The organism is Kitasatospora sp. NPDC051914 (assembly GCF_040680995.1).
GTDB lineage: Bacteria > Actinomycetota > Actinomycetes > Streptomycetales > Streptomycetaceae > Kitasatospora.
This window is the reverse complement of sequence record NZ_JBFAXX010000053.1, coordinates 40,596-65,079: the sequence shown is the minus strand read 5'-3', so window position 1 is coordinate 65,079 and position 24,484 is coordinate 40,596. Positions and strand designations below refer to the sequence as shown.

Here is a 24,484-nt window from a genome sequence, read left to right as displayed (position 1 = left end):
ACCCGCGAGACGATCCGCTCGATGTTCTCGGCCTCGTTGTAGGTCGGGATGATCACCAGCACCTCGCCCAGATCGGCGAAGGTGGTCTCCTCAGCTGCAGTCACGGCACAGCCTTTCGAACTTCGGGGAACGGTGCGGCGAGCCCGCAGCCTGAGGGGGGCGACAGCGCGAGTGCTTCGCGAGGGCCCGGGTCGGTCCGGGCACGGCACCCGGAATGCGGATCGTACAACGTGGGGGCCCGCCCGCCCGCCGCAGCGACGGGCCCGCGGCGGCCAGCAGGTAGTCTCAGGTCCACCTGAACACCCGTGGGTCGCGCAGCAACCGGTCGCTCGCGCCCGGCACCGCGGCCCACCGACAGCCTGCCGCCGGCGCGGTGGCACGGCCGAGCCGGAGCCCGCACCGGGTGTCGACCGAAGACCGTGCGGGTCGTCCCGCACCGAGCCACAGGGTGGGAGCCACCATGCGGGACCTGAAGCAGTTGGTGAAGGCGTACGACGTCCGGGGCGTGGTGCCGGACCAGTGGGACGCCTCGTACGCCCGGGCGTTCGGAGCCGCCTTCGTGCAGGTGCTGGGCGCGTCCGCGGTGGTGGTCGGGCACGACATGCGCCCCTCCTCGCCGGAGCTGTCGCGGGCGTTCGCCGAGGGCGCGGCCGCGTTCGGGGCGGACGTGGTGGAGATCGGGCTGTGCTCCACCGACCAGCTGTACTACGCCTCGGGCAGCCTGGACCTGCCGGGCGCGATGTTCACCGCCTCGCACAACCCCGCGCAGTACAACGGCATCAAGCTGTGCAAGGCGGGTGCGGCGCCGGTCGGCCAGGACACCGGCCTGACCGAGATCCGGGAGCTGGTGGAGTCCTGGATGGCCGAGGACGGCACGGTCGCCGTGCCGGCAGCCCCGGAGGGCACCGCCACCGGCGCCCTGTCCGCGCAGGAGACGCTGGACGGGTACGCGGCGCACCTGCTCTCGCTGGTGGACCTGTCCGCGATGCGGCCGCTGAAGGTGGCGGTGGACGCGGGCAACGGCATGGGCGGGCACACGGTGCCTGCGGTGCTGGCCGGACTGCCGGTCGAGGTCGTGCCGATGTACTTCGAGCTGGACGGCACCTTCCCCAACCACGAGGCGAACCCGCTGGACCCGAAGAACCTGGTCGACCTGCAGGCGAAGGTCCGCGAGGTCGGCGCCGACCTCGGCCTGGCCTTCGACGGCGACGCCGACCGCTGCTTCGTCGTCGACGAGCGCGGCGAGCCGGTCTCCCCCTCGGCGATCACCGCCCTGGTCGCCGAGCGCGAGATCGTCCGCGCCCGCGCCGCCGGCGAGGAGAAGCCCACGATCATCCACAACCTGATCACCTCCTGGACGGTGCCCCAGGTCGTCACCGACCTCGGCGCCGTCCCGGTGCGCACCCGCGTCGGCCACTCCTTCATCAAGGAGGAGATGGCCCGCACCAACGCGGTGTTCGGCGGTGAGCACTCCGCGCACTACTACTTCCGGGATTTCTGGCGGGCCGACACCGGCATGCTGGCGGCCCTGCACGTGCTGGCCGCACTGGGCGGCCAGGAGCAGCCGCTCTCGCAGCTCTGCGCGGCCTACGACCGGTACGCGGCCTCCGGCGAGATCAACTCGACGGTGGCGGACCAGGCCGGCCGGACCGCCGAGGTGAAGGCCGTGTACGGCGGCCTGGAGGGCGTCACCACGGACGAGCTCGACGGGCTCACCGTGGCCGGCGACGACTGGTGGTTCAACCTGCGCGCCTCGAACACCGAGCCGCTGCTGCGGCTGAACGTCGAGGCCAAGGACCCGGCGAAGATGGCCGAACTGCGCGACGCCGTCCTCGCCCTCGTCCGCGCCTGACCGGCACACCCGGTCCGGTACCCGGTGCGGCGGCCTGCCACGGCCGCCGCACCGCACCGTCCGTGCACACGGCTCGGCTAGAGTCGTCGGTCCCGACCACCCCGCAGGGAACAGCGAGGACCATGCCGATGGACAGGCTGCAGAACACCGTCCGCCCCTACGCCTGGGGGTCGACCACCGCCATCCCCGCCCTGCTCGGCGAGGAGCCCACCGGCGAACCGCAGGCCGAGATGTGGCTCGGCGCGCACCCGGGTGACGCCTCCCGCCTCGAACGCGGCCACCGCCCGACCACCCTCGACCGGGTGATCGCCGCCGACCCCGAGGGCGAGCTCGGCGCCGCCGCGGTGGCCAGGTTCGGCCCCTCCCTGCCGTTCCTGCTCAAGGTCCTCGCGGCCGGCCGGCCGCTCTCCATGCAGGCCCACCCCAGTCTCGAGCAGGCCCGCGCCGGATTCGCCGCCGAGGAGGCCGCCGGCATCCCGCTGGACGCCCCGCACCGGAACTACAAGGACGCCAACCACAAGCCCGAACTCATCTGCGCCCTGGACGAGTTCGAGGGCCTCTGCGGCTTCCGCGAGCCCGCCGACGCCGCCGCGCTGATGGCCTCCCTGGACGTCCCCGCGCTCGCCCCGCTCGTCGAGACGCTGCTCGGCAAGCCCGCCCCGGAGGCGCTGGCCGACGCGCTCGCCACCATCCTCTCGATGACCGGCGACGAGGCCCGGCGGACCGTCGCCGAGGTCGCCCGCGCCGTCGAGGCCGCCGCCGGGACGGACCCGACCGGGGCCCTCGCCGGATACGCCTACGCCGCACGGGAGTTCCCCGGCGACACCGGCCTGATCGCCAGTCTGCTGCTCAACCACGTCCGGCTGCAGCCCGGTGAGGCCCTCTACCTGGGCGCCGGCATCCCGCACGCCTACCTCCGCGGCACCGGCGTCGAGATCATGGCCAACTCCGACAACGTGCTGCGCTGCGGCCTGACGCCCAAGCACATCGACGTCCCCGAGCTGCTGCGCGTGGTCGTCTTCGAGCCCACCGCGCCGGACGTCCTGCGTCCGGCGGCCGCCCCCGACGGCGAGCACCACTACCCGGTACCGATCGACGAGTTCCGGCTCTCCCGCTACACCCTCGGCGCCGGACCCGCCGTCCTGCACGGCCGCGCCCCGCAGATCCTGCTCTGCACCGAGGGTGCGGCACGCCTCACCGGCGCCGACGGCTCCGTCCTCGACCTCGACCGCGGCCGGTCCGCCTTCCTGCCCGCCACCGGCACCGACACCTCGCTCAGCGGTCCGGGCGCGACCGTCTTCCGCGCCACCGTCACCCTCTGACCGGCGGCACCCCGGCCCGCCCTGGGACTGCCGGTCCCAGGGTGGGCTCTCCTCTGCCGCGCCCGCGCGGCCGGTGGAAACCTCGAAGCACGCCGACCGGGACGCACCCGGGCCGGCGACCGACGAGGAGGCACCCATGCGCGCGATCACCGTCCACAACTACGGCGGCCCCGAGCAGGCCGAGGTCACCGAGGCCGAGATCCCCGTCCCCGGGCCGGGCGAGGTCCGCGTGCGCAACCGGGCGCTCGCCGTCCACCCGGCCGACCTGGCCGTCCGGTCCGGCCTGATGGCGGCGCTGCTCGGAACACCGCCGCACCGCCTGGGCTGGGACGTCGCCGGCACCGTGGACGCGGTCGGCGCGGACGTCGCCGGCTTCGCGGTCGGCGAGGAGGTCGTCGGCCTCTCGCACTGGTTCGCCACGCGGAACGGCACCCACGCCGAGTACGCCGTCCTGCCGGCCGCACAGCTCGCCCCCGCACCGGCCGGCGTGCCCGCCACCACGGCCGCAGCACTCCCCCTCAACGGCCTGACCGCGCTGCAGGCCCTCGACCTCATCGGCCTCGCCCCCGGCGGCACGCTGGTGGTCACCGGCGCCGCCGGCAACCTCGGCCACCTCGCCGCCCAGCTCGCCGTCGCCCGCGGCCTGCGGGTGCTGGCCGTCGCCGGCCCCCACGACGCCGACCACCTCACCGACCTCGGTGCCGAGTTCGTGCCGCGCGGCGACGGCGCGGTCGACGCCGTGCTCGCCCTCGCCCCCGGTGGTGCGGACGCCCTCCTGGACACCGCAGGCCTCAGCACCGCAGTACTGGCCGCCGTACGCGACGGCGGCACCTTCGTCGCCGTCCGCCCGCCGGCCGCGCCCGCCGCCGAACGCGGCATCGACGTCCTCGTCCACGACGTCCGCCCCGACGGCCCCGCCCTCGCCGGCCTCGCCGGGCTCGTGGCGGAGGGACGGCTCACCGTACGTGTGGACTCCGTCCTCCCCCTCGACCGCATCGCCGCCGCCCACGCCCGCCTGGAAGCCGGCGGCACCCGCGGCGCGGTGGTGCTGTCCGTCTGATCCCGCCGCACCTGATGCGGCGTCACGCGGCCTGCCACTGGCAGGTCCGGACAGGGCATCTGTGGGGTCTCGCCGCTCGTGACATGTCGATCTTGCGTGAGGGCGAGGTCGAGATCGGGCGGCTTGCCCGTGTCGGCCGAGTACACCACGCTGAGCCCAGAGCACGAGGACTACCGGCGAGCCCGGATCGCGCACCAACGAGTTTCCCGAGCCGCGCCGGTCCGTACGCCGGACACCCACGGACGGAAGGCCGGCCCATGCGGAAACTGATCTACGGCATGAACCTGACCCTGGACGGCTACATCGCCGCGGCCGGCGACGACATCGGCTGGAGCGGACCGCCGAGCAACGAGCTGTTCCAGTGGTGGCTCGACCACGAGCAGGCGAGTGGCCTGTCGCTGTACGGACGCAAGCTGTGGGAGACGATGAGCTCCTACTGGCCGAACGGCGACCAGCAGCCCGACGCCACCCCGGCGGAGATCGAGTTCGCGCGGAACTGGCGGGACACGCCGAAGGTGGTGTTCTCCTCGACGATCGACGAGGTCGACTGGAACACCCGCCTGGTCACCGGCGACGCGATCGCCGAGATCACCCGGCTCAAGGCCGAGGACGGCGGCCCGATGAACATCGGCGGCGCAACGCTCGCCGGGGCGGCCATGCGCGCCGGGCTGATCGACGAGTACGTGATCGCCGCCCATCCGGTCCTGGTGGGCGGCGGCACGCCGTTCTTCACCGCCCTGGACAGCTGGGTGAACCTGAACCTGGTGGAGACGCGGACGTTTCCCGGCGGCGTGGTCCTGACCAGGTACGAGACGAGGCGCTGAGCGGCTTCCCGCTGTCTTCCACCGGGGCACCGGCATCGGAGATCGGCCGTCGCTCGTGAGATTCGGCCACGAAATCCGAGGCCCTACAGCATCAGCCCATGTCGCGGGTCATGTCGACGAAGCGGGAGTAGTGGCCCTGGAAGGCCACGGTGATGGTGGCGGTGGGGCCGTTGCGGTGCTTGGCGACGATCAGGTCGGCCTCGCCGGCGCGGGGGGACTCCTTCTCGTAGGCGTCCTCGCGGTGCAGCAGGATGACCATGTCGGCGTCCTGCTCGATGGAACCGGACTCGCGGAGGTCCGAGACCATCGGCTTCTTGTCGGTGCGCTGTTCGGGGCCTCGGTTCAGCTGGCTGAGCGCGATGACCGGGATCTCCAGCTCCTTGGCGAGCAGCTTGAGGTTCCGCGACATGTCGGAGACCTCCTGCTGGCGGCTCTCGGCCCGGCGGGAGCCGCCGGACTGCATCAGCTGGAGGTAGTCGATGACGACGAGCTTGAGGTCGTTGCGCTGCTTGAGGCGGCGGCACTTGGCGCGGATCTCCATCATCGACAGGTTCGGCGAGTCGTCGATGTAGAGCGGAGCATTGGTGACGTCCGGCATCCGGCGGGCGACCCGCGTCCAGTCGTCGTCCGTCATGTTGCCGGAGCGCATGTGGTGCAGCGCCACCCGGGCCTCGGCGGAGAGCAGGCGCATGGCGATCTCGTTGCGGCCCATTTCGAGCGAGAAGATCACGCTCGGCAGGTTGTTGTGGATCGAGCAGGCCCGTGCGAAGTCCAGTGCCAGGGTGGACTTTCCCATCGCGGGACGGGCCGCGATGACGATCATCTGGCCGGGGTGGAGGCCGTTGGTGAGGGCGTCGAAGTCGGCGAACCCGGTGGGCACGCCGGACATCTGGCCAGCCCGGGAGCCGATCGCCTCGATCTCGTCGAGGGCGCCCTCCATGATGTCGGCGAGCGGGGCGTAGTCCTCGTTGGTGCGCTGCTCGGTGACCGCGTAGATCTCGGCCTGGGCGGCGTTGACGATCTCGTCGACGTCGCCCTCGGCGGCGTAGCCCATGCCGGCGATCCGGGTGCCGGCCTCGACCAGCCGTCTGAGGACGGCGCGCTCGTGGACGATCTCGGCGTAGTACTCGGCGTTGGCCGCGGTCGGGACGGAGTTGACCAGGGTGTGCAGGTACCCGGGACCACCGACCCGGGCGAGCTCGCCGCGCTTGGTGAGCTCGCCCGCCACGGTGATCGGGTCGGCGGGCTCGCCGCGCGCGTACAGGTCGAGGATGGCGCCGTGGATGAGCTCGTGCGCGGGCCGGTAGTAGTCGGCGGGCTTGAGCACCTCGACGACGTCGGCGATGGCGTCCTTGGAGAGCAGCATGCCGCCGAGGACGGACTGCTCGGCGGCGAGGTCCTGCGGGGGGACGCGCTCGAAGCCGTCGACCGCCTGCCCGCGCCCGTCGCCCGTGTCGCCGCCGCCCTCGTCCCGCCGGCGGCGGTCGCCGCGCTGGAAGGAGCCCTTGCCGCCGTCGCGCCCGCCGCCGTCCCGGCCGCGGGACACCGGCAGCCGGTCGCTGGGGGTGCTGGGGAAGCCGGGCGAGAAGGCGTCGTCGGACGGCTGCCAGTCGTCCTCCGGCGGCGGGGGAACGTCGTGGTCGTCGTACTGGGGGCCGGTCACGCGTGTTCCCCGTTCAGCGAATCGTGCGAGTGGAGCGAGCCTTGCCGGTGGCGCACCCTCTTTCTTACGCCACCGGGCCGACATTTCCGCGGCCGGGCGACGGGTGTCGCACCGGGCGGTCCCCGGCCACCCGGGTGCGGGCCGATGGGCAGGGGTGGGGTCGGCGCCCCACGCTACGGCGCCGGAGGCCGTTCGGCCAAGATGGTTATCCACAGGGGGTGTGGACGACGGGTCGGTGCCTGTGGAGAAGTGCCTCAAACCTGTGCACAACCCTGTGGAAAGGTCTGTGGATAACCACACCGTCCATCCACTGCCAATCGCTGACCTGCAATGACTCACTCGGACAGCTGTGCATGAGAAAAAGTTCACACGCCCGTCCGTCCACCGGGCGACCGGTGGACATCCATCTCCCTCGACCCTCGATCAAGAATTCGAGTAAGTGACGCGAATCCTATTCACCACTTACCTGTGGATGAGTAGGCTGAGTCGCATGACCTCCCCGACCGCCCGCCGCAGCCACGACCGCGAGATCCTCGCGCTCGCCGTCCCGGCCTTCGGCGCGCTGGTCGCCGAGCCGCTCTTCCTGATGGCCGACTCGGCCATCGTCGGCCACCTCGGTACGGCCCAGCTGGCCGGCCTCGGCATCGCCTCGGCCGCCCTCACCACGGTCATCGGCGCCTTCGTCTTCCTCGCCTACGCCACCACCGCCGCGGTCGCCCGCAGGATCGGCGCCGGCGACCGGAAGGCCGCCGTCCAGCAGGGCGTGGACGGCATCTGGCTGGCCCTGCTGCTCTCCGCGGGCCTCGCACTGCTCATGGTGGCGTTCGCCCCGCAGACGGCCGACCTGCTGGGCGCCTCCCCGACCGCCGCCCCGTACGCCGTCACCTATCTGCGGATCAGCGCACTGGGGGTCCCCGCCATGCTGGTGGTGATGGCGGCCACCGGCGTCCTGCGCGGCCTCCAGGACACCCGCACACCGCTGCTGGTCGCGGTGGGCGGCTTCGCCGCGAACGCCGTCCTCAACCTCGGCCTGGTGTACGGCGCCGGCCTCGGCGTCGCCGGCTCCGCCTGGGGCACCGTGCTGGCCCAGAACGCGATGGCCGCCGCCTACCTGGTCGTGGTGGTCCGCGGCGCCCGGCGGGAGGGCGCGAGTCTGCGGCCCGACCCGGCGGGCATCCGGGCCGGCGCCAGGGCCGGGGGGCCGCTGCTGGTCCGCACGCTCAGCCTTCGGGCGGTGCTGCTGATCGCGACCGCCGTGGCCGCCGGCCTCGGCGACACGGAGATCGCCGCCCACCAGATCACCATGACCATCTGGGTGTTCGTGGCCTTCGCGCTGGACGCCATCGCCATCGCCGGGCAGGCCGTCATCGGCCGCTTCCTGGGGGCCGGCGACGTGCCGGGCACCCGGGCGGCGACCCGGCGGATGGTCGAGTGGGGCCTCGGCGCCGGGGTCCTGCTCGGCCTGCTGATGGTGCTGGCCCGGCCGCTGTACGTGCCGTTGTTCACCTCGGACCCGCAGGTGCAGGCGCAGCTCTCCACCGTGCTGCTGCTCGCCGCGCTCACCCAGCCGGTGGGCGGCCTGGTGTTCATCCTGGACGGGGTGCTGATGGGTGCCGGGGACGGCGGCTACCTGGCCGCCGCGATGCTCGGCACGCTGCTGGTGTTCGCTCCGGCCGCGTTCGCGGTGCCCGCGCTGGGCGGCGGGCTGGCCGCCCTGTGGTGGGCGATGAACCTCTTCATGCTGACCCGGGCGGCCTTCCTGGTACTGCGGGTGCGGACCGGGCACTGGCTGGTCACCGGGGCCGTCCGCGCGTAGCGGTGCTCGGGAGCGGGCCGGGCGGAGCACCGCAGCGGCTGACCCCGCGGGCAAAGGCCGAGGGCCGGCCTCCCTGGCGGGAGACCGGCCCTCGGACCGCTACCGGAGCGTTCAGCCGGCCACGACGTTGACGTCGAGGTTGGCCTGCACGTCGGAGTGCAGCTTGACCGAGACCTTGTGGGTGCCCACGGTCTTGATCGGCGAGGCGATCGCGACGGCGCGCTTGTCCACGGCCGGGCCGTCGGCGGCCTTGATGGCGTCGACGACGTCGGCCTGGGTCACCGAGCCGAACAGGCGGCCGGCGTCGCCCGAGCGGACGGCCAGCTTGATCTGCAGGCCCTCGAGCTTGGCCTTGACCTCGTTGGCCGCCTCGAGGGTCTGGATCTCGTGGATCTTGCGGGCGCGACGGATCGCGTCGACGTCCTTCTGGCCGCCCTTGGTCCAGCGGATGGCGAAGCCGCGCGGGACCAGGAAGTTGCGGGCGTAGCCGTCCTTGACCTCGACGACCTCACCGGCGCTGCCGAGACCGGGGACCTCGTGAGTGAGGATGATCTTCATTCTTCGGTCACCCTCTCTTAGCGCGTGGTGGAGGTGTAGGGCAGCAGCGCCATCTCACGGCTGTTCTTCACGGCCGTGGCGACGTCACGCTGGTGCTGGGTGCAGTTGCCGGTCACCCGGCGGGCACGGATCTTGCCGCGGTCGGAGATGAACTTCCGCAGCAGGTTCGTGTCCTTGTAGTCAACGTAGTTGACCTTGTCCTTACAGAAGACGCAAACCTTCTTCTTCGGCTTGCGAGCAGGCGGCTTCGCCATCATGTGCTCCATTGGGGATGGACGGTCCGGACGCGCGAGGCGGATCGGACCGCACGAAATCTCTCAGCATGCCGGGGCCGGCCTCGGGGGCCGACCCGGCGCGCACCGCTTAGAACGGAGGCTCTTCCGAGTAGCCGCCACCCGACGGGGCACCCCAGCCACCGCCGCCGCCGCCCTGGTTGCCACCAGAGGGAGCGGAGGAAGCCCACGGGTCCTCGGACTGGCCGCCGGAGTTGCCACCCCAGCCACCGCCGCCGCCGCCCTGCTGGCCGCCGCCCCAGCCGCCGCCGGACGGAGCGCCGCCCTGCTGGCCGCCGAAGCCGCCGCCACCGCCGGGGCCGCCGGACCGGTTGGCCCGGGTGACCTTGGCGGTCGCAGACCGCAGGCTCGGGCCGACCTCGTCGACCTCGACCTCGAAGACCGTCCGCTTCTCGCCTTCCTTGGTCTCGTAAGACCGCTGGCGCAGTCGGCCCTGCACGATCACGCGCATGCCGCGCTGCAGCGACTCGGCCACGTTCTCCGCCGGCTGGCGCCAGACGTTGCACGTGAGGAAGAGGCTCTCGCCGTCCTTCCACTCGTTCGTCTGGCGGTCGAAGGTGCGCGGGGTGGACGCGATGCGGAACTTCGCGACCGCGGCACCCGACGGGGTGAAACGCAGCTCGGGGTCGTCGACGAGATTGCCGACGAGGGTGATGACGGTCTCGCCTGCCATGGTGGTGATGACCTCTCGGAAAAAGGAGTTCTGCGGTGCTCGCTCGGTGTTTCACGTGAAACACCGAGCGTGAGTCACCTGACGCCGTCAGGCGTCAGCGGTGGCTCAGTGGGTGTCCGGGCGCAGGACCTTGGTCCGCAGAACCGACTCGCTCAGGCTGAGCTGGCGGTCGAGCTCCTTGACGACCTCAGGCGTGGCCTTCAGGTCGATGACCGAGTAGATGCCCTCGGACTGCTTGTTGATCTCGTAGGCCAGACGACGACGACCCCAGGTGTCGACCTTCTCGACCTTGCCGCCACCGGTGCGGACAACGTTGAGGAAGTTCTCGATCAGGGGGGAGACAGCGCGCTCCTCGACCGAGGGGTCGAGGATCACCATCACCTCGTAGTGACGCATGGGTAACCCACCTCCTTTGGACTCAGCGGCCACGGTCTCTCCGTGGCAGGAGGGTTGTGCAGCGTCGCACCGATGCGGTGACGACCTCCGACCACCGTAGTGGCGGGGTCTGACAACCGAGCCCGGCGAAGGGCATACGGGGGCACACCTACACCAGTGCAGACCGCACAGCCTACCGGGCCGGAGGGTCCGACCCAAAACGCATAGGGGTTGTGATCCAGGGCATACCGGCCTCAATCTGGACGGAACGGCACGCTGTCCGGTCCGTGCCGCCGACGGGCACCCGCCCGTCCCGCCCGTAGTCCACCCGGGAGGTGGGTCCCATGGCTCAGACCGTCCGCCGGTTTCCGGCCCTCACCCTCAACACCGACGGCCACGCGCACCCGCGCGAGAACACGATGGTCGCGGTGGCCGCCGTCTTCGGCGTACTGGCGTTCGTCAGCTGCTTCTTCCACAACCTGCACATCATGAGCTCCTGGACGGGGCTCTTCGGCATCGTCACCGGCATGTGGGGCCAGTTCATCTCGGTGACCACGGCCGAACGGTTCGCCCTGGTGATCTCGGTCGGCATGTCGGCGGTGGGGTTCTACCTGGGCCTCGCGCACGGGGGCTTCTTCGGGGGCGTGTGGTGACACCCGTACGCCGGAGCGCTGCGTGACCTCCGGTGCCCTCCCCGCGTAACTACTTGTGCTCAGGTATGCGGGGAGGGCACCGGCACGTCGGCGCCAGCCCCAGCGGAAACGGACCATTCGGGCGATAGGGTCGCCGTGATCCCGCCCTGGACCGCCCGACCGAGGAGGAGCACCCCAGCATGAGCCTGCGCCTGAGGACGATCAGCCGCGAGGAACACCTCGCCTTCATCCAGTCCCGGCCCTCCGCCAGCCACATGCAGGTACCGGCCTGGGCGGACGTCAAGGCGGAGTGGCGCTCGGAGAGCCTCGGCTGGTTCGACGGGTCGGGCGCGATCGTCGGCGCCGGCCTGGTGCTCTACCGGCAGATCCCCAAGCTCAAGAAGTACCTGGCCTACCTCCCCGAGGGCCCGGTGATCGACTGGTTCGACCCGGACCTCGACAGCTGGCTGCAGCCGATGCTGGCGCACCTGCGGACCCAGGGCGCGTTCTCCGTGAAGATGGGCCCGCCGGTGGTCGTCCGCCGGTGGGACGCCGCCACCATCAAGGGCGCCATCGCCGCCCAGCAGGCCAAGCGGCTGCGCGACGTCGACCCCGACTGGTACGAGCCGCGCGCCTTCGACGTCGCCGAGCGGCTGCGCAAGGCGGGCTGGCTGCAGGGCGAGGACGGCGGCGCCGGCTTCGGCGACGTCCAGCCCCGCTACGTGTTCCAGGTGCCGCTCGCCGACCGCTCCCTCGACGACGTGCAGCGCGGCTTCAACCAGCTGTGGCGGCGCAACATCAAGAAGGCCGAGAAGGCCGGGGTCGAGGTCGTCCAGGGCGGCTTCGACGACCTGTCGGTCTTCCACCGCCTCTACACCGTCACCGCCGAGCGGGACCGCTTCACCCCGCGCCCGCTGGCCTACTTCCAGCGGATGTGGAAGTCGCTCACCGCCGAGGACCCGAACCGGATGCGGCTCTACATCGCCTACCACGAGGGCGAGCCGCTGGCCGCGACCACCATGCTCGTGGTCGGCGAGCACGTCTGGTACTCCTACGGCGCCTCCGCCGACCACAAGCGCGAGGTCAAGCCGTCGAACGCGATCCAGTGGCGGATGATGCGGGACGCCTACGCGCTCGGCGCCACCGTCTACGACCTGCGCGGGATCAGCGACACCCTGCAGGAGGACGACCACCTCTTCGGCCTCATCCAGTTCAAGGTGGGCACCGGCGGCCAGGCCGCCGAGTACCTCGGCGAATGGGACTTCCCGCTGAACAAGCTGCTGCACAAGGCGCTCGACCTCTACATGTCGCGCCGCTGAGGCGCCCTCACCCTCACCACATCCCCGGGGAGTGACCGATGACCCTGTCGCTGTACGTGGACACCGCCCGCTGGCGGGCGCACCAGCAGGCGGTGCTGGCGGAGTTCCCCGGCCTGGTACCGGTCGCCAAGGGCAACGGCTACGGGCTCGGCAACGCCCGGCTCGCCGAGGAGGCCGCACTCCTGGGCACCGGCATCCTGGCGGTGGGCACCGCTCAGGAGGCGGCCTCCGTCTCCTTCCCCGGCGAGCTGCTGGTGCTCACCCCGTACCGCGTCGGCGAGGAGACGGCCGGCGTGCCGGAGCGGACGGTCCGCACGGTCGCCCATCTGGACGCCCTGCGCGCCGTGCCCCCCGGCACCCGGGTGGTGGTGGAGTGCATGACCGGCATGAGACGCCACGGCATCGCCCGCACCGACCTGCCCAAACTGCCCTTGGTGGGCCCGGTGGTCGAGGGCTTCGCCCTGCACCTCCCGCTGGACCGGCCGGACGGCTCGGACCCGGTGGCGGAGGTCGCCGACTGGATGCGGGCGATCTCCGCGGCCGGGCCGCCGCCGGCCACCGTCTACCTGAGCCACCTGGGCTCCGCCGACCTCGCCCGGCTGTCGGGGACGTTCCCGGACACCGTCTTCCGCTCGCGGATCGGCACCCGGCTGTGGCTCGGCGACGTCGGGGCGCTGCACGCCGCGGCCACCGTCCTGGACGTCACCCCGGTGGCCAAGGGCGACCGCTACGGCTACCGGCAGCACAAGGCGCCCTCCGACGGGCACCTGCTGGTGGTGACCGGCGGCACGGCGCACGGGGTCGGCCTGGAGGCGCCCAAGTACCTGCACGGAATGCTGCCCCGGGCCAAGGGCCTGGCCCGGGCCGGCCTCGCCACCGTGAACCGCACCCTCTCCCCGTACGCCTGGGACGGCCGGCAGCTGTGGTTCGCCGAACCGCCGCACATGCAGGTGTCGATCCTCTTCCTGCCCTGCGACGTCAAACCGCCGGTGATCGGCGACGAACTCTCCCTGATCGTCCGCCACACCACCACCCACTTCGACCGCGTGGTGTACCGCTAGGGCACGTCTTACGACGCGCCCCGGGCGTCGTCCTCGGGCGCCGGGGTGCCCCATTCAGGGGCGGCCCCCTGCCGGGCCGTCGGCTCTTCCCGCCGTTCCTGGGCGGCCCGGTGTTCCGCGGCCATGGCCACCAGCCAGTCCGCGTGCGGGGCGTAGGCCCCGTAGGTGGCCTCCTCGCGCAGGCGGCGGGCGGTGCCGAGCACGAACTTGTCCGGGGCGCCGTCCAGCACACCGCCGGAGGGGTCGTCGCTGCCGTCCCACCGGACGGGGTCGCGGTCCGGGTGCAGGATGTCGCGGACCACCATGGCGCAGAGGTACAGGGTGCCGATCAGGTGCAGCGCGATCGCCAGGTGGTACCAGTCCTGGCCGATGCCGTGCTGCTTGGAGTCGCCGGTGTAGGCCAGGTACGACCAGACGCCGAGGAAGTACAGCACCTCGCAGGTCTGCCAGATCAGGAAGTCCCGCCAGCGCGGCCGGGCCAGCGCGGCGAGCGGGATCAGCCACAGCACGTACTGCGGCGAGTAGACCTTGTTGGTGAGCACGAAGGCGGCGACCACCAGCAGCGCCAGCTGGGCGAAGCGGGGGCGGCGGGCGGCGGCCAGGGCGAGGAAGCCGATGCCCAGGCAGCACAGCACCAGCAGCACCGAGATCCAGGTGTTGAGGGTGGGCAGCTGCTGGTTGCGGTCCTGCATGAGGATCAGCCAGAACGAGCCGAAGTCCTCCTTCCGGACCTGGCTGAAGGTGTAGAAGGTCGCCCAGCCCTTGAAGTTGGCCACCATGATGGGCAGGTTGACGATCAGCCAGGCCGCGGCCGCGCCGCCGGCCGCCCGGCCGAAGTCGCGCCACTTCCCGGCCCGCCAGCAGAGCACCAGCAGCGGGCCGAGCAGCAGCACCGGGTAGAGCTTGGCGGCGGTGGCCAGGCCGATGAAGACGCCGGCGGCGGTGGGCCTGGAGTTCGCCCAGTACGCCATGGCGACGGCGGCCAGCGCGACCGCGAGCATGTCCCAGTTGATCGTGGAGTCCAGCGCCAGGCAGGGCGCCACGGCGAACAGCAGGGCGTCCCAGGGGCGGCGGCGGTGGGTGCGGGTGAGCGCGACGACGACCACCACCGCGCAGACCATCAGCATTCCGGCGTTGACCATCCAGAACCACTGCTCGCGGCCCTGGAGCTCACCGCCGGTCGGCGTGAGCCAGGCGGCGACCTGCATGAACAGGCCGGTCAGGACGGGGTACTCCAGGTACTGCATGTCCGCCGTGGGGAACGGCAGCGGGTCCAGGTACGGGTGGCGCCCGCTGTCGAAGCCGCGCCCGGAGAACAGGTGCGGGATGTCGCTGTAGCAGGCGTGCGTGTACTGGGTCGTGGCGCCGTGGAACCATCCGCCGTCGTAGCAGGGGATCTTCTGCACCAGGCCGAGCACGTAGGTCACGATGACGACCAGGGCCAGGAAGCGGGCCGGCGTCCACCAGGAGACGCCGAGCAGGGCGCGGCGTCCGGGCGGGCCGCCGAACACCTCGCTGCCGGCCGCCGCGACCGGGTCCTCGTCTGCCGGCACGACGACGGTGTTGGGCAGCGGGCCGGCCGCCGGGACGGGGGCGGGCCCGGCGGTCTCGTGGGTGCTGGACGTCATGGCGCACATACTGCCGCACCACCGCTCCCGCGACGAGGAGACCCCGGCAAAGACTCCGGCGCCGGCCCGCCCCCGAAGGGGTGGACCGGCGCCGGGGTTCCGTCACTGCCGGAGTTCCGTCACTGGGCGGGTGCCTGGACCGCCTGTGTGGAGGTGTCCGTGGCGGTCGGCGTGGGTTTGCCCGGCTTGGTGGGCGGGTTGCGGGTCGGGCAGAGGAGGAAGCAGCTGTCCGTCGCGGACGGCGACGGCGGGCCGCCGGACGGGCCGCCGGACGGGCTCGGCGTGGTCGACGGGGAGGCCGAGGCCGAGGCGCTGGCCGAGGCCGAGGCCGAGGCGGACGGCGACGCGGTGGACGGGGCACCGGAGGCGTCCAGCTTCACGCCGCTCTCCTCCGGGTCCGGGAAGTTCTTCGGCTTGCCCGGGCCGATGACCTTCATGTAGCGGGTGAAGACGTCGGTCGGGAAGTCACCACCGTGGATCTCGTTCTTGTTGGCGGTGCCGTTGAGCGAGAGCAGGCCGGGCTTGCCCGGCTCCTCGCGCCACATGCCGACCGAGGTCACCAGGCTCGGCGTGTAGCCGACCCACCAGGCCGAGGTGCCGGCGTCGGTGGTACCGGTCTTGCCCGCCACCGGGAAGCCCAGCTCGTTGGTCTTCTTGCCGGTGCCGTTCTTGGCCACGTTCTCCAGCACGTCGGTGACGTTGTCGGCGACGGCCTGCTCGAGCACCTTCTTCGCCTGCGGCTTGGCGAACTTCGGCACCTCGACGCCGTCCTTGAGCACCTTGCTCACCGAGTACGGGTCGGTCTGCTGCCCGCGGGCGGCGAACACCGAGTACGCCGAGGCCATCCGGATCGCGCTCGGGGTCGAGGTGCCGAGCGGGAAGGTGATGGTGCTGGACGGCGCCAGGCTGCCCTTCAGCAGGCCCATGCTCGTCACCAGGCTCTCGACGTTCTTTCCGCCGACGTCCTGGTTGAGCTGCACGAAGGGCACGTTGTAGGAGTTGCGCATGGCCTCCTTGAGCGTCACGTACCCGGGGCTGGAGGTGCTGTCGTTGCGCTGCTTGTAGGGCTGGCCGTTGTCGCCGATCACCGGGCTGCCGTCCGGCTTGAAGATCTCGGAGAGGTTGTTGGCCATGTAGCGGCTGTCGGTGCTGATCCGGGTCGGCTGGCCGTCCGAGTCCATCTTGGTCTGCACGCCGAGCTGCATGGCGGCGGCCAGGACGAACGGCTTGAAGGTCGAGCCGACCGGGATGCCGAACGCGTCGGCGTTGTTGGTGTAGTGGCCGTTCTCGACACCGGCGCCGCCGTAGATCGCCACGATCGCACCGTCGTTGGGGACGACCGAGGCCGCACCCATCTGCACGAACTTGTCCTGCTCGCGCTTGTCCGGCTTGAGGTTGTCCTTCTGGAAGCCGTCCACGGCGGCCTTCAGCGCGTCCACCTTGTCCTTCTGGAAGGTGGTGTAGATCTTGTAGCCGCCGCGCTGGAGAGCCAGATCGTTGATGGTCGGGTCCTTGGCGGCCAGGTACTTGTTGGCGGTCTGCACCAGGTAGTAGATCTCACCGGTCATGTTGGACGCGGGCTTGGGCGGGATCGGCTCCGGGAAGCTCTTCCCGCACTTGTCGCGCTCGTCCTTGGTGGTGAGGCCCGCGATGACCATCCGGTTGAGGACGTAGTCCCAGCGCTCCTCCATGCGCTTGTGGTTCTCGGGGTTGATGGAGGGGTCGTAGAGGCCCGCGCCCTTGAGCAGGCCGGCCAGCATGGCGCCCTCGCAGAGGTTGATCTTCGAGGCGTCCTTGCCGTAGTACGCCTGCGCCGCCGCCTGGATGCCGGTGGAGTTCCGGCCGTACCAGCTGGTGTTGAGGTAGCCCTGGAGCACCTCGTCCTTGCGGTCGGCGATCTTGAGCGTGATGAACATTTCCTTGACCTTGCGGGTCAGGGTCTGGTCCTGGCTCAGGTAGTAGTTCTTGACGTACTGCTGGGTGATCGTCGAACCGCCCTGGGTCTCGCCGCCGGTGGCCATCTTGTAGACGGCTCGGGCGATGCCCTTGGGGTCGATGCCCTTGTCGGTGCGGAAGGTCTCGTTCTCGGCCGCGATCGTGGTGTCCTGCGCGGCGCGGCTGATGTCGGCGAGCGGGACGATCTGGCGGTTGGTGGCGCCCTTGCGGGTCATCTCCGAACCGTCGGCCCAGAAGTAGATGTTGTTCTGCTCCTCGAACTGCTTGTTCGCGTCGGGAACGGGTGTCATCGCGAAGGCGACACCGACGACCGCGACAGAGCCGCCGAAGAAGACCAGGAACAGCGTGAGGATCTGCTTCCACGAGGGGATCCAGCGGCGGAAGCCGCTCTTGCCCCAGCGCGGGTAGTCGATGAAGCGCTTCTTGCCGGGGCCGCCGGCCCCCGCGGCTCCACGGCCACCACCACCGCCGCCGCCCTTCTGGGCCTGGCGGCGCATCTCGGCGCGGGTCAGCCGCGGCTGCTGCGCGGTCTCGCGGGGGCCGGCCGCACGGGCGCGGCGCAGCCCCTCGGAACGGACCTCGTCCGAGCCGCGTCCTTCGCCGTAGGAGGGCGCACCCTGCGGCGGCATGCCGTGGGGACGCGGCTGCCGGCCGTCGCCCCGACCGCCCGGGGGCCGGTCGCCGCCGCCGTTCGGCGACCTTCGCCGGTGTTCGCTCATCTCTCAGCAACTCCTCGGTCGGGCTCTTCGGGCCCGAAGGCAGGGTTCACTTCCGATGCCCGCAACCGCCTTAACCCCGGAGGTGGTCCTCGTGCACACGCGACAGCGTACGCACCCTTGAACTGTCAACAACTGGACATTAAAGGGCAAAAGGTACATAAGTCCGGCAGATCATTACATGGCCGTTGCCTAGCGGGCCGCGTCAGGCCTTGACCCGGGCCCTCCGCGCACTCCACGAGCACCTTGTGATCACGTTCACGCGCGCCCCCCTTGCCCGTTCCGGGACCCCGGTTTACTGTTCTCGATATATCGAGCCGATACATCGGGGCGGCATAGCCGCCGTTCGGGGGTCGGCCCACGGCCACGGGGAGAGGAGGCGGCAGGGGATGAGCAGGCGCTCCGGAGTGCTGGAATTCGCCGTTCTCGGCCTGCTGCACGACGCCCCGATGCACGGCTACGAGCTGCGCAAGCGCCTCAACGTCCTGCTCGGCTCGTTCCGCGCGTTCTCGTACGGCACGCTGTACCCCTGCCTGAAGAACCTGGTCGCCCAGGGCTTCCTGGTCGAGGACAACCCGGACACCGAGTACGTGCCCGCCACCGCACTCAACGGCAAGCGGTCGAAGATCGTCTACCGGCTCTCGGCCGAGGGCAAGCAGCGCTTCGAGGAGCTGCTCGCCGACTCCGGTCCGGACGCCTGGGAGGACGAGCACTTCGGCGTCCACTTCGCGTTCTTCGCGCGGACCGACAAGGCCGTGCGGATGCGCGTCCTGGAGGGCCGCCGCAGCCGGCTCGAGGAGCGGCTGGAGCGGATGCGCAGCTCGATCGCCCGCACCCGCGAGCGGTTCGACGACTACACGCTCGAGCTCCAGCGGCACGGCCTGGAGTCGGTCGAGCGCGAGGTCCGCTGGCTCAACGAGCTCATCGAGACCGAGCGGGCCAACCGCACCGGGCGCAACGGCGCGCCGTCGGGTGCGTCACAGACTTCGGACGGCCGTGGCCAGGAGGCCGGGTCCTCGGACCCGCCGGGGCCACCGCACGACCGCCCGGGGCGCTCCGCACAGGAGCGCTGAGACCCGAGGCCCCGGTGCCCACCGGTACCGGACCACGGGAGGAGTGGGCGCCGCGCGCCCGTCAGACAGTCATACCAGTAGGGATTCGAGAACCGCCTCACGGCGGGGCTCATGAGAACACAGGGAGCAACCGGAATGGGTTCGGTTCGCGTAGCCATCGTGGGCGTGGGCAACTGCGCCGCGTCGCTGGTGCAGGGTGTCGAGTACTACAAGGACGCCGACCCGGCCGGCAAGGTCCCCGGGCTGATGCACGTGCAGTTCGGCGACTACCACGTCCGTGACGTGGAGTTCGTCGCCGCGTTCGACGTCGACGCCAAGAAGGTCGGCTTCGACCTGGCCGACGCCATCGGCAACAGCGAGAACAACACCATCAAGATCTGCGACGTGCCGCCGACCGGCGTCACCGTGCAGCGCGGCCACACCCTGGACGGCCTCGGCAAGTACTATCTGGAGACCATCGAGGAGTCCGACGAGGCTCCGGTCGACGTGGTGCAGGTCCTGAAGGACCGCCAGGTCGACGTCCTGGTCTGCTACCTCCCGGTCGGCTCCGAGGCCGCGGCCAAGTTCTACGCCCAGTGCGCCATCGACGCCAAGGTCGCCTTCGTGAACGCCCTCCCGGTGTTCATCGCCGGCACCAAGGAGTGGGCGGACAAGTTCACCGAGGCCGGTGTGCCGATCGTCGGTGACGACATCAAGTCCCAGGTCGGCGCCACCATCACCCACCGTGTGATGGCGAAGCTGTTCGAGGACCGCGGTGTCATCCTCGAGCGCACCATGCAGCTGAACGTCGGCGGCAACATGGACTTCAAGAACATGCTCGAGCGCGAGCGCCTGGAGTCCAAGAAGATCTCCAAGACCCAGGCCGTCACCTCGCAGATCCGCGACCGCGAGCTGGGCTCCAAGAACGTCCACATCGGCCCGTCCGACTACGTCGCGTGGCTCGACGACCGCAAGTGGGCGTACGTCCGCCTCGAGGGCCGCGCCTTCGGCGACGTCCCGCTGAACCTGGAGTACAAGCTCGAGGTCTGGGACTCCCCGAACTCCGCCGGTGTCATCATCGACGCCGTGCGCGCCGCGAAGATCGCCAAGGACCGCGGCATCGGCGGCCCGATCCTGTCGGCCTCCTCGTACTTCATGAAGTCCCCGCCGGTCCAGTACTTCGACGACGAGGCCAAGGAGAACGTCGAGAAGTTCATCCGCGGCGAGGTCGAGCGCTGACCAGCGGTCGACGCCCGGCGCCGAGGCGCTGAGCAGGACCACCCGTGAGGGGCCCCGGTCGTGGACCGGGGCCCCTTCGGCATTCCGGCATCAATGCCGCGATGTTTCACGTGAAACTGCGCCGCCCGGCATGGCAACCTGTCCGGGTGGCGATCACCGAGGACAACGGCATGCAGGCACCCCACCGCGCCACCCTCCGCGGGCTGCTGCGCGGACGCGGATTCCGGCGGCTCCTCGTGGTCAGAATGCTCAGCCAGCTCTCCGACGGCACCTTCCAGGTCGCCCTCGCCGCATACGTGATCTTCTCCCCGGAGCGGCAGTCCTCCCCCGCCGACATCGCCGCGGTGCTGGCCGTCATGCTGCTGCCGTTCTCCGTCGTCGGCCCCTTCGCCGGCGTGCTGCTCGACCGGTGGCGCCGCCGCCAGGTGCTGTACCACGGCAACCTCGCCCGGTTCGGGCTCGGACTGGCCACCGCCGCCCTGCTGCTCGGCCGCGCCCCGGACTGGATGTTCTTCGCCGCCGCCCTGCTGGTCACCGCCCTCAACCGGTTCATCCTGGCCGGCCTCTCGGCCTCCCTGCCGCGGGTCGTCGAACCCGAGCAGCTGGTCACCGCCAACGCCGTCTCCCCCACCCTCGGCACGGTGGCCGCCACCCTCGGCGGCGGCCTCGGCTTCGTCGTCCACCAGATCCTGCCGCCCAGCCCCCGCGCCGACGCCGCTCTGGTCACCATCGCCGCGCTGCTCTACCTCTCCGCCGCGCTCGCCGCCCTGCTCATCGACCGCGACCTGCTCGGCCCCGAGGACCACCCCGGCCGGCCGCCCCTGAGCAAGGCCCTGGTCACCGCCGCCCGCGACCTCGGCACCGCCCTGCGGCACCTGGTGCACGACTGCCGGCCCGCCACCCACGCGCTGGGTGCCGTCACGCTGGCCCGGTTCTGCTACGGCGTGCTGATCGTCGTGGTGCTCATGCTCTCCCGCTACACCTTCAACCGGCCCGAGGACGCCGCCGGCGGACTGGTCAGCCTGGGCCGCGCGGTCGGCTTCTCCGCCGTCGGCTTCTTCCTGGCCGCCCTCGTCAGCCCCTGGTGCACCCGCCGGCTCGGCCTCACCGGCTGGATGGTCACCTGCCTCGCCTCCGCGGCGGTCTTCGTCCCCGCCCTCGGCCTCACCTTCCAGGAGGGCCCGGGGCTGGTCGCCGCCCTGCTGCTCGGCGTGGTCACCCAGGGCACCAAGATCTGCGCCGACACCCTCGTCCAGGAGTCCGTCGAGGACGCCTACCGGGGCCGCGTCTTCGCCGTCTACGACGTGCTGTTCAACGTCTCCTTCGTGGCCGCCGCCGGGGTGACCGCCCTGGTCCTTCCGCTGAACGGGCGCTCCGTGGCAGTGGTCTGCGGGGTCTCCCTGCTCTACGCCCTGGGCGCCCTGCTGTACGCCCGCGCGGCCCGTTCCGACCGCCGCCGCGGCGACCTGACGTCCCGTCGGCCCGCCCCGAGTCGCTAAGGTACGTCCGCGCACCGGCGCGACCTCAGCAGCCCACGGGGGGATCGATGAGCACACCGCACAATCCGTACGGCCAGCCGCAGTACGGCGGAGCACCGCAGCCGCAGCCGCCCTACGGGGCACCCCAGCCGCCGCCGGCGTACGGGCAGCCGCCCGCCTACGGACAGCCTCCGGCGTACGGGCAGCAGCCCCCCGCGTACGGGCAGCCCCCGGCCTACGGCCAGCCCGCACCGCCCCCGCCCGCGTACGGCTACCCGGGCCCGGGCCAGCAACCGCCCGCACCGCCGGCAGGCCCGCAGCCCCCGTACGGCGGCGGCCCCGGCCACCAGGCCCCCGCCTACCCGCCGCCGCCCGGCCCCGCGGTGCCCGCCGCGCCCAAGCCCAAGCGGGGATTCCGCTTCTGGCTGCGCGTCTGCGCGGTGGCGGCCGGCGCGGTCGTGCTGATCGTCGGCTTCTTCATCGCCGACTCCTCGCCCTCCTCGGCGAAGGCCGGCGACTGCGTGGAGAAGACCGGCTACAAGAGCGTCTCCAAGATCTCCTGCACCGACCCGAAGGCCAACTACAAGGTGCTGAACAACATCAGCGGCGGCAGCGTGGCCGCCTGCGACGGCACCCCGGGCACCACGGCGACCTTCAGCGGCAGCACCGGGCGGCGCTGGCGGAAGAAGCACTACGTGCTCTGCCTCGGCCCGGTGAACGGTACGGTCAAGTCCCCGACCTCGTCCGCCTCGCCGAAGAAGTTCTGACACCCGGTCGGGCTCGCCCGGCACTCGCCCCGGGGACCTTCGGCCACGCCGGCGACCGCCGCCTGGAGCGAGCCCTCGGGCCACCGGGGTGCGTTGTCCACAGGCTGCACGGCGCTGTCCACAGCCGCCCTGCGCGCAGCCCGTTCGGCGTCCAGCAGGTAGCAGCGCACCTGGCGTGCGGTCTCGCTGTCCCGCAGCAGCATGGCGACATTGAGCACGGTGCGCCGGGTGAACAGGGCCAGCGAGCGGGCGCGCGACTGAATTCCACTGACCTCCTTGAAGGAGGTCAGTCGCGGACCGGTCAGGACGGTGTGTCCGCTCGCCGCCAGTTCCGCCCTGTGGTCGGTCACCAACGAGTAGACCGCCTTCTGCCCCACCCCGAAGTACGCCGTCACTCCCTCGGTCGTGACGTGCACGCCGTCGGGCAGCAGTTCCAGTGCCCGCACCCGGTCGAGCACCTCGACCCGGTCCGCGACCGTCGCCCGCATGGTGGGCGATTCCAGAAGCACAGCATCCACAGCCACGGCCGTGTCCCTCCGTCCGGGGAAGGGCAGGTCCCCTCCCTCGGACGGAGCAACGCAGAGGCACCTATCCGGTTACGCTCCGCCATGCTCGGATGCGAGCCGGGTTGTCAGCCCTGCTGGGCGGCCCACCACTCCTGCAGGGCCGCGACGGCCGCCTCGTGGTCCATCGGCCCGTGCTCCAGGCGGAGCTCCAGCATGTGCTTGTAGGCCTGGCCGACCTGCGGGCCGGGCCTGATGCCGAGCAGTTCCATGATCTGGTTGCCGTCCAGCGCGGGCCGGATCGCGTCCAGCTCCTCCTGCTCCTTGAGGAGCGTGATCCGCTCCTCGAGCGAGTCGTAGGTGCGGGCGAGGGCGGCGGCCTTCTTGCGGTTGCGGGTGGTGCAGTCGGAGCGGGTCAGCTTGTGCAGGCGCTCCAGCAGCGGGCCGGCGTCGGTGACGTAGCGGCGCACCGCGGAGTCCGTCCACTCGCCGCCGCCGTAGCCGTGGAAGCGCAGGTGCAGCTCGACCAGCCGGGCGACCTCGTCGACCATCTCGTTGGAGTACTTGAGGGCACGCATCCGCTTGCGGGTCATCTTCGCGCCGACCACCTCGTGGTGGTGGAAGGAGACCCGGCCGTCGGGCTCGAAGCGGCGGGTGCGCGGCTTGCCGATGTCGTGCAGCAGCGCGGCGAGCCGCAGCGTCAGGTCCGGGCCTTCCTGCTCCAGCGCGATTGCCTGCTCCAGGACGGTCAGCGAGTGCTCGTAGACGTCCTTGTGGCGGTGGTGCTCGTCACTCTCCAGCCGCAGGGCGGGCAGCTCCGGCAGGACGTGCTCGGCGAGGCCGGTGTCGACGAGCAGCCGCAGGCCCTTCACCGGGTGGGCGGCGAGCAGCAGCTTGTTGAGCTCGGTCTGGACGCGCTCGGCGGACACGATGGTGATCCGCTCGGCCATCGCGGTCATCGCGGCGACGACCTCGGGCGCAGGAGTGAAGTCGAGCTGCGCGGCGAACCGGGCGGCCCGCATCATCCGCAGCGGGTCGTCGGAGAAGGACTCCTCCGGGGTGGCCGGGGTGCGCAGGACCCGGGCCTCCAGGTCGTCCAGGCCGCGGTGCGGGTCGACGAAGCCGCGGCCCGGCAGGTCGACGGCCATCGCGTTGACGGTGAAGTCCCGGCGGACGAGGTCCTGCTCGATGGTGTCGCCGTAGGTGACCTCGGGCTTGCGCGAGGTGCGGTCGTACGCCTCGGAGCGGTAGGTGGTGATCTCGATCAGGAAGGAGCCGTCGGCGGTGTCCTTGCGCGCGCCGACGGTGCCGAAGGCGATGCCGACGTCCCAGACCGCGTCGGCCCAGCCCTTGACCAGCTTGAGCACCTGCGGGGGGCGGGCGTCGGTGGTGAAGTCCAGGTCGTTGCCCAGCCTGCCGAGCAGCGCGTCCCGCACGGAGCCGCCGACCAGCGCCAGCCGGAAGCCGGCCGCCTGGAAGCGGCGGGCGATCTCGTCGGCGACCGGCGAGACCCGGAGCAGTTCCTGCAGGCCCAGGGTCTGGGCCTCGCTCAGCCCTGGCAGGGCCGTCGGCACGGTGGAACTGGAATGATGCACGCTGGAGTCATTGGCAGTGGACACGGCTCCCTAGGGTACGTGCCCGGCAGGTCCCGCCGCCCGTCCGTTTCCCGGCCGTGGCGCGTCGCCGCCGGGGGCGCG

Annotated in this window: 21 protein-coding genes; 12 read left to right on the top strand and 9 right to left on the bottom strand. The window is 71.4% G+C overall.

Annotated elements, in window-relative coordinates:
• The first annotated feature begins 460 nt into the window (after positions 1-460).
• The 4 genes from AB0M03_RS29465 to AB0M03_RS29450 all read left to right on the top strand — a co-directional run bounded on the left by AB0M03_RS29465 (position 461) and on the right by AB0M03_RS29450 (position 5,058).
• Complete coding sequence (locus AB0M03_RS29465) at positions 461-1,852, top strand: phosphomannomutase/phosphoglucomutase (RefSeq protein WP_363496589.1); 1,392 nt, start codon at positions 461-463, stop codon at positions 1,850-1,852.
• 128 nt (positions 1,853-1,980) lie between these two features.
• On the top strand, positions 1,981-3,174 hold the full coding sequence (gene manA / locus AB0M03_RS29460) for a mannose-6-phosphate isomerase, class I (protein WP_363496585.1): 1,194 nt from the start codon (positions 1,981-1,983) through the stop codon (positions 3,172-3,174).
• Positions 3,175-3,310: 136 nt separating this feature from the next.
• Positions 3,311-4,234: an NADP-dependent oxidoreductase gene (locus tag AB0M03_RS29455; RefSeq protein ID WP_363496582.1), complete on the top strand. Its 924-nt coding sequence runs from the start codon at positions 3,311-3,313 to the stop codon at positions 4,232-4,234.
• Between the two features lie 257 nt (positions 4,235-4,491).
• Positions 4,492-5,058: a dihydrofolate reductase family protein gene (locus AB0M03_RS29450; protein ID WP_363496579.1), complete on the top strand. Its 567-nt coding sequence runs from the start codon at positions 4,492-4,494 to the stop codon at positions 5,056-5,058.
• Between the two features lie 91 nt (positions 5,059-5,149).
• Here AB0M03_RS29450 and dnaB read toward each other — a convergent pair whose 3' ends face one another.
• Positions 5,150-6,604, bottom strand: a complete 1,455-nt coding sequence (gene dnaB / locus AB0M03_RS29445) for a replicative DNA helicase (protein ID WP_363496606.1) — start codon at positions 6,602-6,604, stop codon at positions 5,150-5,152.
• A gap of 607 nt (positions 6,605-7,211) precedes the next feature.
• Here dnaB and AB0M03_RS29440 point away from each other — a divergent pair.
• Positions 7,212-8,537, top strand: coding sequence for an MATE family efflux transporter (locus AB0M03_RS29440; protein WP_363496576.1), 1,326 nt, complete (start codon positions 7,212-7,214; stop codon positions 8,535-8,537).
• A gap of 111 nt (positions 8,538-8,648) precedes the next feature.
• On the opposite strand, the gene rplI is transcribed toward AB0M03_RS29440, so the two are convergent.
• The 4 genes from rplI to rpsF all read right to left on the bottom strand — a co-directional run bounded on the left by rplI (position 8,649) and on the right by rpsF (position 10,457).
• Positions 8,649-9,095 (bottom strand): 50S ribosomal protein L9, encoded by a 447-nt coding sequence (rplI, locus tag AB0M03_RS29435; protein ID WP_363496573.1) that lies wholly within the window; start codon positions 9,093-9,095, stop codon positions 8,649-8,651.
• A 17-nt stretch (positions 9,096-9,112) separates the two neighbouring features.
• Complete coding sequence (gene rpsR / locus AB0M03_RS29430; protein ID WP_030270170.1) at positions 9,113-9,349, bottom strand: 30S ribosomal protein S18; 237 nt, start codon at positions 9,347-9,349, stop codon at positions 9,113-9,115.
• Between the two features lie 109 nt (positions 9,350-9,458).
• Positions 9,459-10,061 carry a single-stranded DNA-binding protein gene (locus AB0M03_RS29425; protein ID WP_363496570.1) on the bottom strand — a complete coding sequence of 201 codons (603 nt, stop codon included), beginning with the start codon at positions 10,059-10,061 and terminating at the stop codon, positions 9,459-9,461.
• A gap of 105 nt (positions 10,062-10,166) precedes the next feature.
• A complete protein-coding gene (gene rpsF, locus AB0M03_RS29420) occupies positions 10,167-10,457 on the bottom strand; it encodes a 30S ribosomal protein S6 (RefSeq protein ID WP_363496567.1) in 291 nt (96 codons plus the stop codon).
• Positions 10,458-10,780: 323 nt separating this feature from the next.
• On the opposite strand from rpsF, the gene AB0M03_RS29415 reads away from it, so the two are divergent.
• From AB0M03_RS29415 to AB0M03_RS29405, 3 genes are all read left to right on the top strand, one after another.
• A complete protein-coding gene (locus tag AB0M03_RS29415) occupies positions 10,781-11,089 on the top strand; it encodes a hypothetical protein (protein WP_363496564.1) in 309 nt (102 codons plus the stop codon).
• A 179-nt stretch (positions 11,090-11,268) separates the two neighbouring features.
• Positions 11,269-12,387, top strand: a complete 1,119-nt coding sequence (locus tag AB0M03_RS29410; RefSeq protein ID WP_363496561.1) for a peptidoglycan bridge formation glycyltransferase FemA/FemB family protein — start codon at positions 11,269-11,271, stop codon at positions 12,385-12,387.
• 38 nt (positions 12,388-12,425) lie between these two features.
• A complete protein-coding gene (locus tag AB0M03_RS29405; protein WP_363496558.1) occupies positions 12,426-13,448 on the top strand; it encodes an alanine racemase in 1,023 nt (340 codons plus the stop codon).
• Positions 13,449-13,456: 8 nt separating this feature from the next.
• Here AB0M03_RS29405 and AB0M03_RS29400 read toward each other — a convergent pair whose 3' ends face one another.
• Positions 13,457-15,085, bottom strand: coding sequence for a glycosyltransferase 87 family protein (locus tag AB0M03_RS29400; protein WP_363496555.1), 1,629 nt, complete (start codon positions 15,083-15,085; stop codon positions 13,457-13,459).
• A gap of 110 nt (positions 15,086-15,195) precedes the next feature.
• Complete coding sequence (locus AB0M03_RS29395) at positions 15,196-17,751, bottom strand: transglycosylase domain-containing protein (protein WP_363496552.1); 2,556 nt, start codon at positions 17,749-17,751, stop codon at positions 15,196-15,198.
• Positions 17,752-18,137: 386 nt separating this feature from the next.
• Here AB0M03_RS29395 and AB0M03_RS29390 point away from each other — a divergent pair, with 386 nt between their 5' ends.
• The 4 genes from AB0M03_RS29390 to AB0M03_RS29375 all read left to right on the top strand — a co-directional run bounded on the left by AB0M03_RS29390 (position 18,138) and on the right by AB0M03_RS29375 (position 22,284).
• Positions 18,138-18,821: a helix-turn-helix transcriptional regulator gene (locus tag AB0M03_RS29390; protein WP_363496550.1), complete on the top strand. Its 684-nt coding sequence runs from the start codon at positions 18,138-18,140 to the stop codon at positions 18,819-18,821.
• Between the two features lie 135 nt (positions 18,822-18,956).
• Positions 18,957-20,039 (top strand): inositol-3-phosphate synthase, encoded by a 1,083-nt coding sequence (locus tag AB0M03_RS29385; RefSeq protein WP_363496547.1) that lies wholly within the window; start codon positions 18,957-18,959, stop codon positions 20,037-20,039.
• 170 nt (positions 20,040-20,209) lie between these two features.
• Positions 20,210-21,538 carry an MFS transporter gene (locus AB0M03_RS29380; RefSeq protein ID WP_363496603.1) on the top strand — a complete coding sequence of 443 codons (1,329 nt, stop codon included), beginning with the start codon at positions 20,210-20,212 and terminating at the stop codon, positions 21,536-21,538.
• 47 nt (positions 21,539-21,585) lie between these two features.
• Positions 21,586-22,284, top strand: a complete 699-nt coding sequence (locus AB0M03_RS29375; RefSeq protein ID WP_363496544.1) for a hypothetical protein — start codon at positions 21,586-21,588, stop codon at positions 22,282-22,284.
• Here AB0M03_RS29375 and AB0M03_RS29370 read toward each other — a convergent pair.
• On the bottom strand, positions 22,209-22,802 hold the full coding sequence (locus tag AB0M03_RS29370) for a hypothetical protein (protein ID WP_363496541.1): 594 nt from the start codon (positions 22,800-22,802) through the stop codon (positions 22,209-22,211). The two genes, AB0M03_RS29375 and AB0M03_RS29370, sit on opposite strands and share 76 nt — an antisense overlap.
• Positions 22,803-22,915: 113 nt before the next feature.
• Positions 22,916-24,340 carry a CCA tRNA nucleotidyltransferase gene (locus tag AB0M03_RS29365; protein ID WP_363496600.1) on the bottom strand — a complete coding sequence of 475 codons (1,425 nt, stop codon included), beginning with the start codon at positions 24,338-24,340 and terminating at the stop codon, positions 22,916-22,918.
• Positions 24,341-24,484 lie beyond the last annotated feature (144 nt).

Coding starts and splice junctions, on each gene's coding strand:
- AB0M03_RS29465 (WP_363496589.1), top strand. CDS start 461: ATGCGGGACCTGAAGCAGTTGGTGAAGGCGTACGACGTCCGGGGCGTG.
- manA (WP_363496585.1), top strand. CDS start 1,981: ATGGACAGGCTGCAGAACACCGTCCGCCCCTACGCCTGGGGGTCGACC.
- AB0M03_RS29455 (WP_363496582.1), top strand. CDS start 3,311: ATGCGCGCGATCACCGTCCACAACTACGGCGGCCCCGAGCAGGCCGAG.
- AB0M03_RS29450 (WP_363496579.1), top strand. CDS start 4,492: ATGCGGAAACTGATCTACGGCATGAACCTGACCCTGGACGGCTACATC.
- AB0M03_RS29440 (WP_363496576.1), top strand. CDS start 7,212: ATGACCTCCCCGACCGCCCGCCGCAGCCACGACCGCGAGATCCTCGCG.
- rplI (WP_363496573.1), bottom strand. CDS start 9,095: ATGAAGATCATCCTCACTCACGAGGTCCCCGGTCTCGGCAGCGCCGGT.
- rpsR (WP_030270170.1), bottom strand. CDS start 9,349: ATGGCGAAGCCGCCTGCTCGCAAGCCGAAGAAGAAGGTTTGCGTCTTC.
- AB0M03_RS29425 (WP_363496570.1), bottom strand. CDS start 10,061: ATGGCAGGCGAGACCGTCATCACCCTCGTCGGCAATCTCGTCGACGAC.
- rpsF (WP_363496567.1), bottom strand. CDS start 10,457: ATGCGTCACTACGAGGTGATGGTGATCCTCGACCCCTCGGTCGAGGAG.
- AB0M03_RS29415 (WP_363496564.1), top strand. CDS start 10,781: ATGGCTCAGACCGTCCGCCGGTTTCCGGCCCTCACCCTCAACACCGAC.
- AB0M03_RS29410 (WP_363496561.1), top strand. CDS start 11,269: ATGAGCCTGCGCCTGAGGACGATCAGCCGCGAGGAACACCTCGCCTTC.
- AB0M03_RS29405 (WP_363496558.1), top strand. CDS start 12,426: ATGACCCTGTCGCTGTACGTGGACACCGCCCGCTGGCGGGCGCACCAG.
- AB0M03_RS29400 (WP_363496555.1), bottom strand. CDS start 15,085: ATGTGCGCCATGACGTCCAGCACCCACGAGACCGCCGGGCCCGCCCCC.
- AB0M03_RS29395 (WP_363496552.1), bottom strand. CDS start 17,751: ATGAGCGAACACCGGCGAAGGTCGCCGAACGGCGGCGGCGACCGGCCC.
- AB0M03_RS29390 (WP_363496550.1), top strand. CDS start 18,138: ATGAGCAGGCGCTCCGGAGTGCTGGAATTCGCCGTTCTCGGCCTGCTG.
- AB0M03_RS29385 (WP_363496547.1), top strand. CDS start 18,957: ATGGGTTCGGTTCGCGTAGCCATCGTGGGCGTGGGCAACTGCGCCGCG.
- AB0M03_RS29380 (WP_363496603.1), top strand. CDS start 20,210: ATGCAGGCACCCCACCGCGCCACCCTCCGCGGGCTGCTGCGCGGACGC.
- AB0M03_RS29375 (WP_363496544.1), top strand. CDS start 21,586: ATGAGCACACCGCACAATCCGTACGGCCAGCCGCAGTACGGCGGAGCA.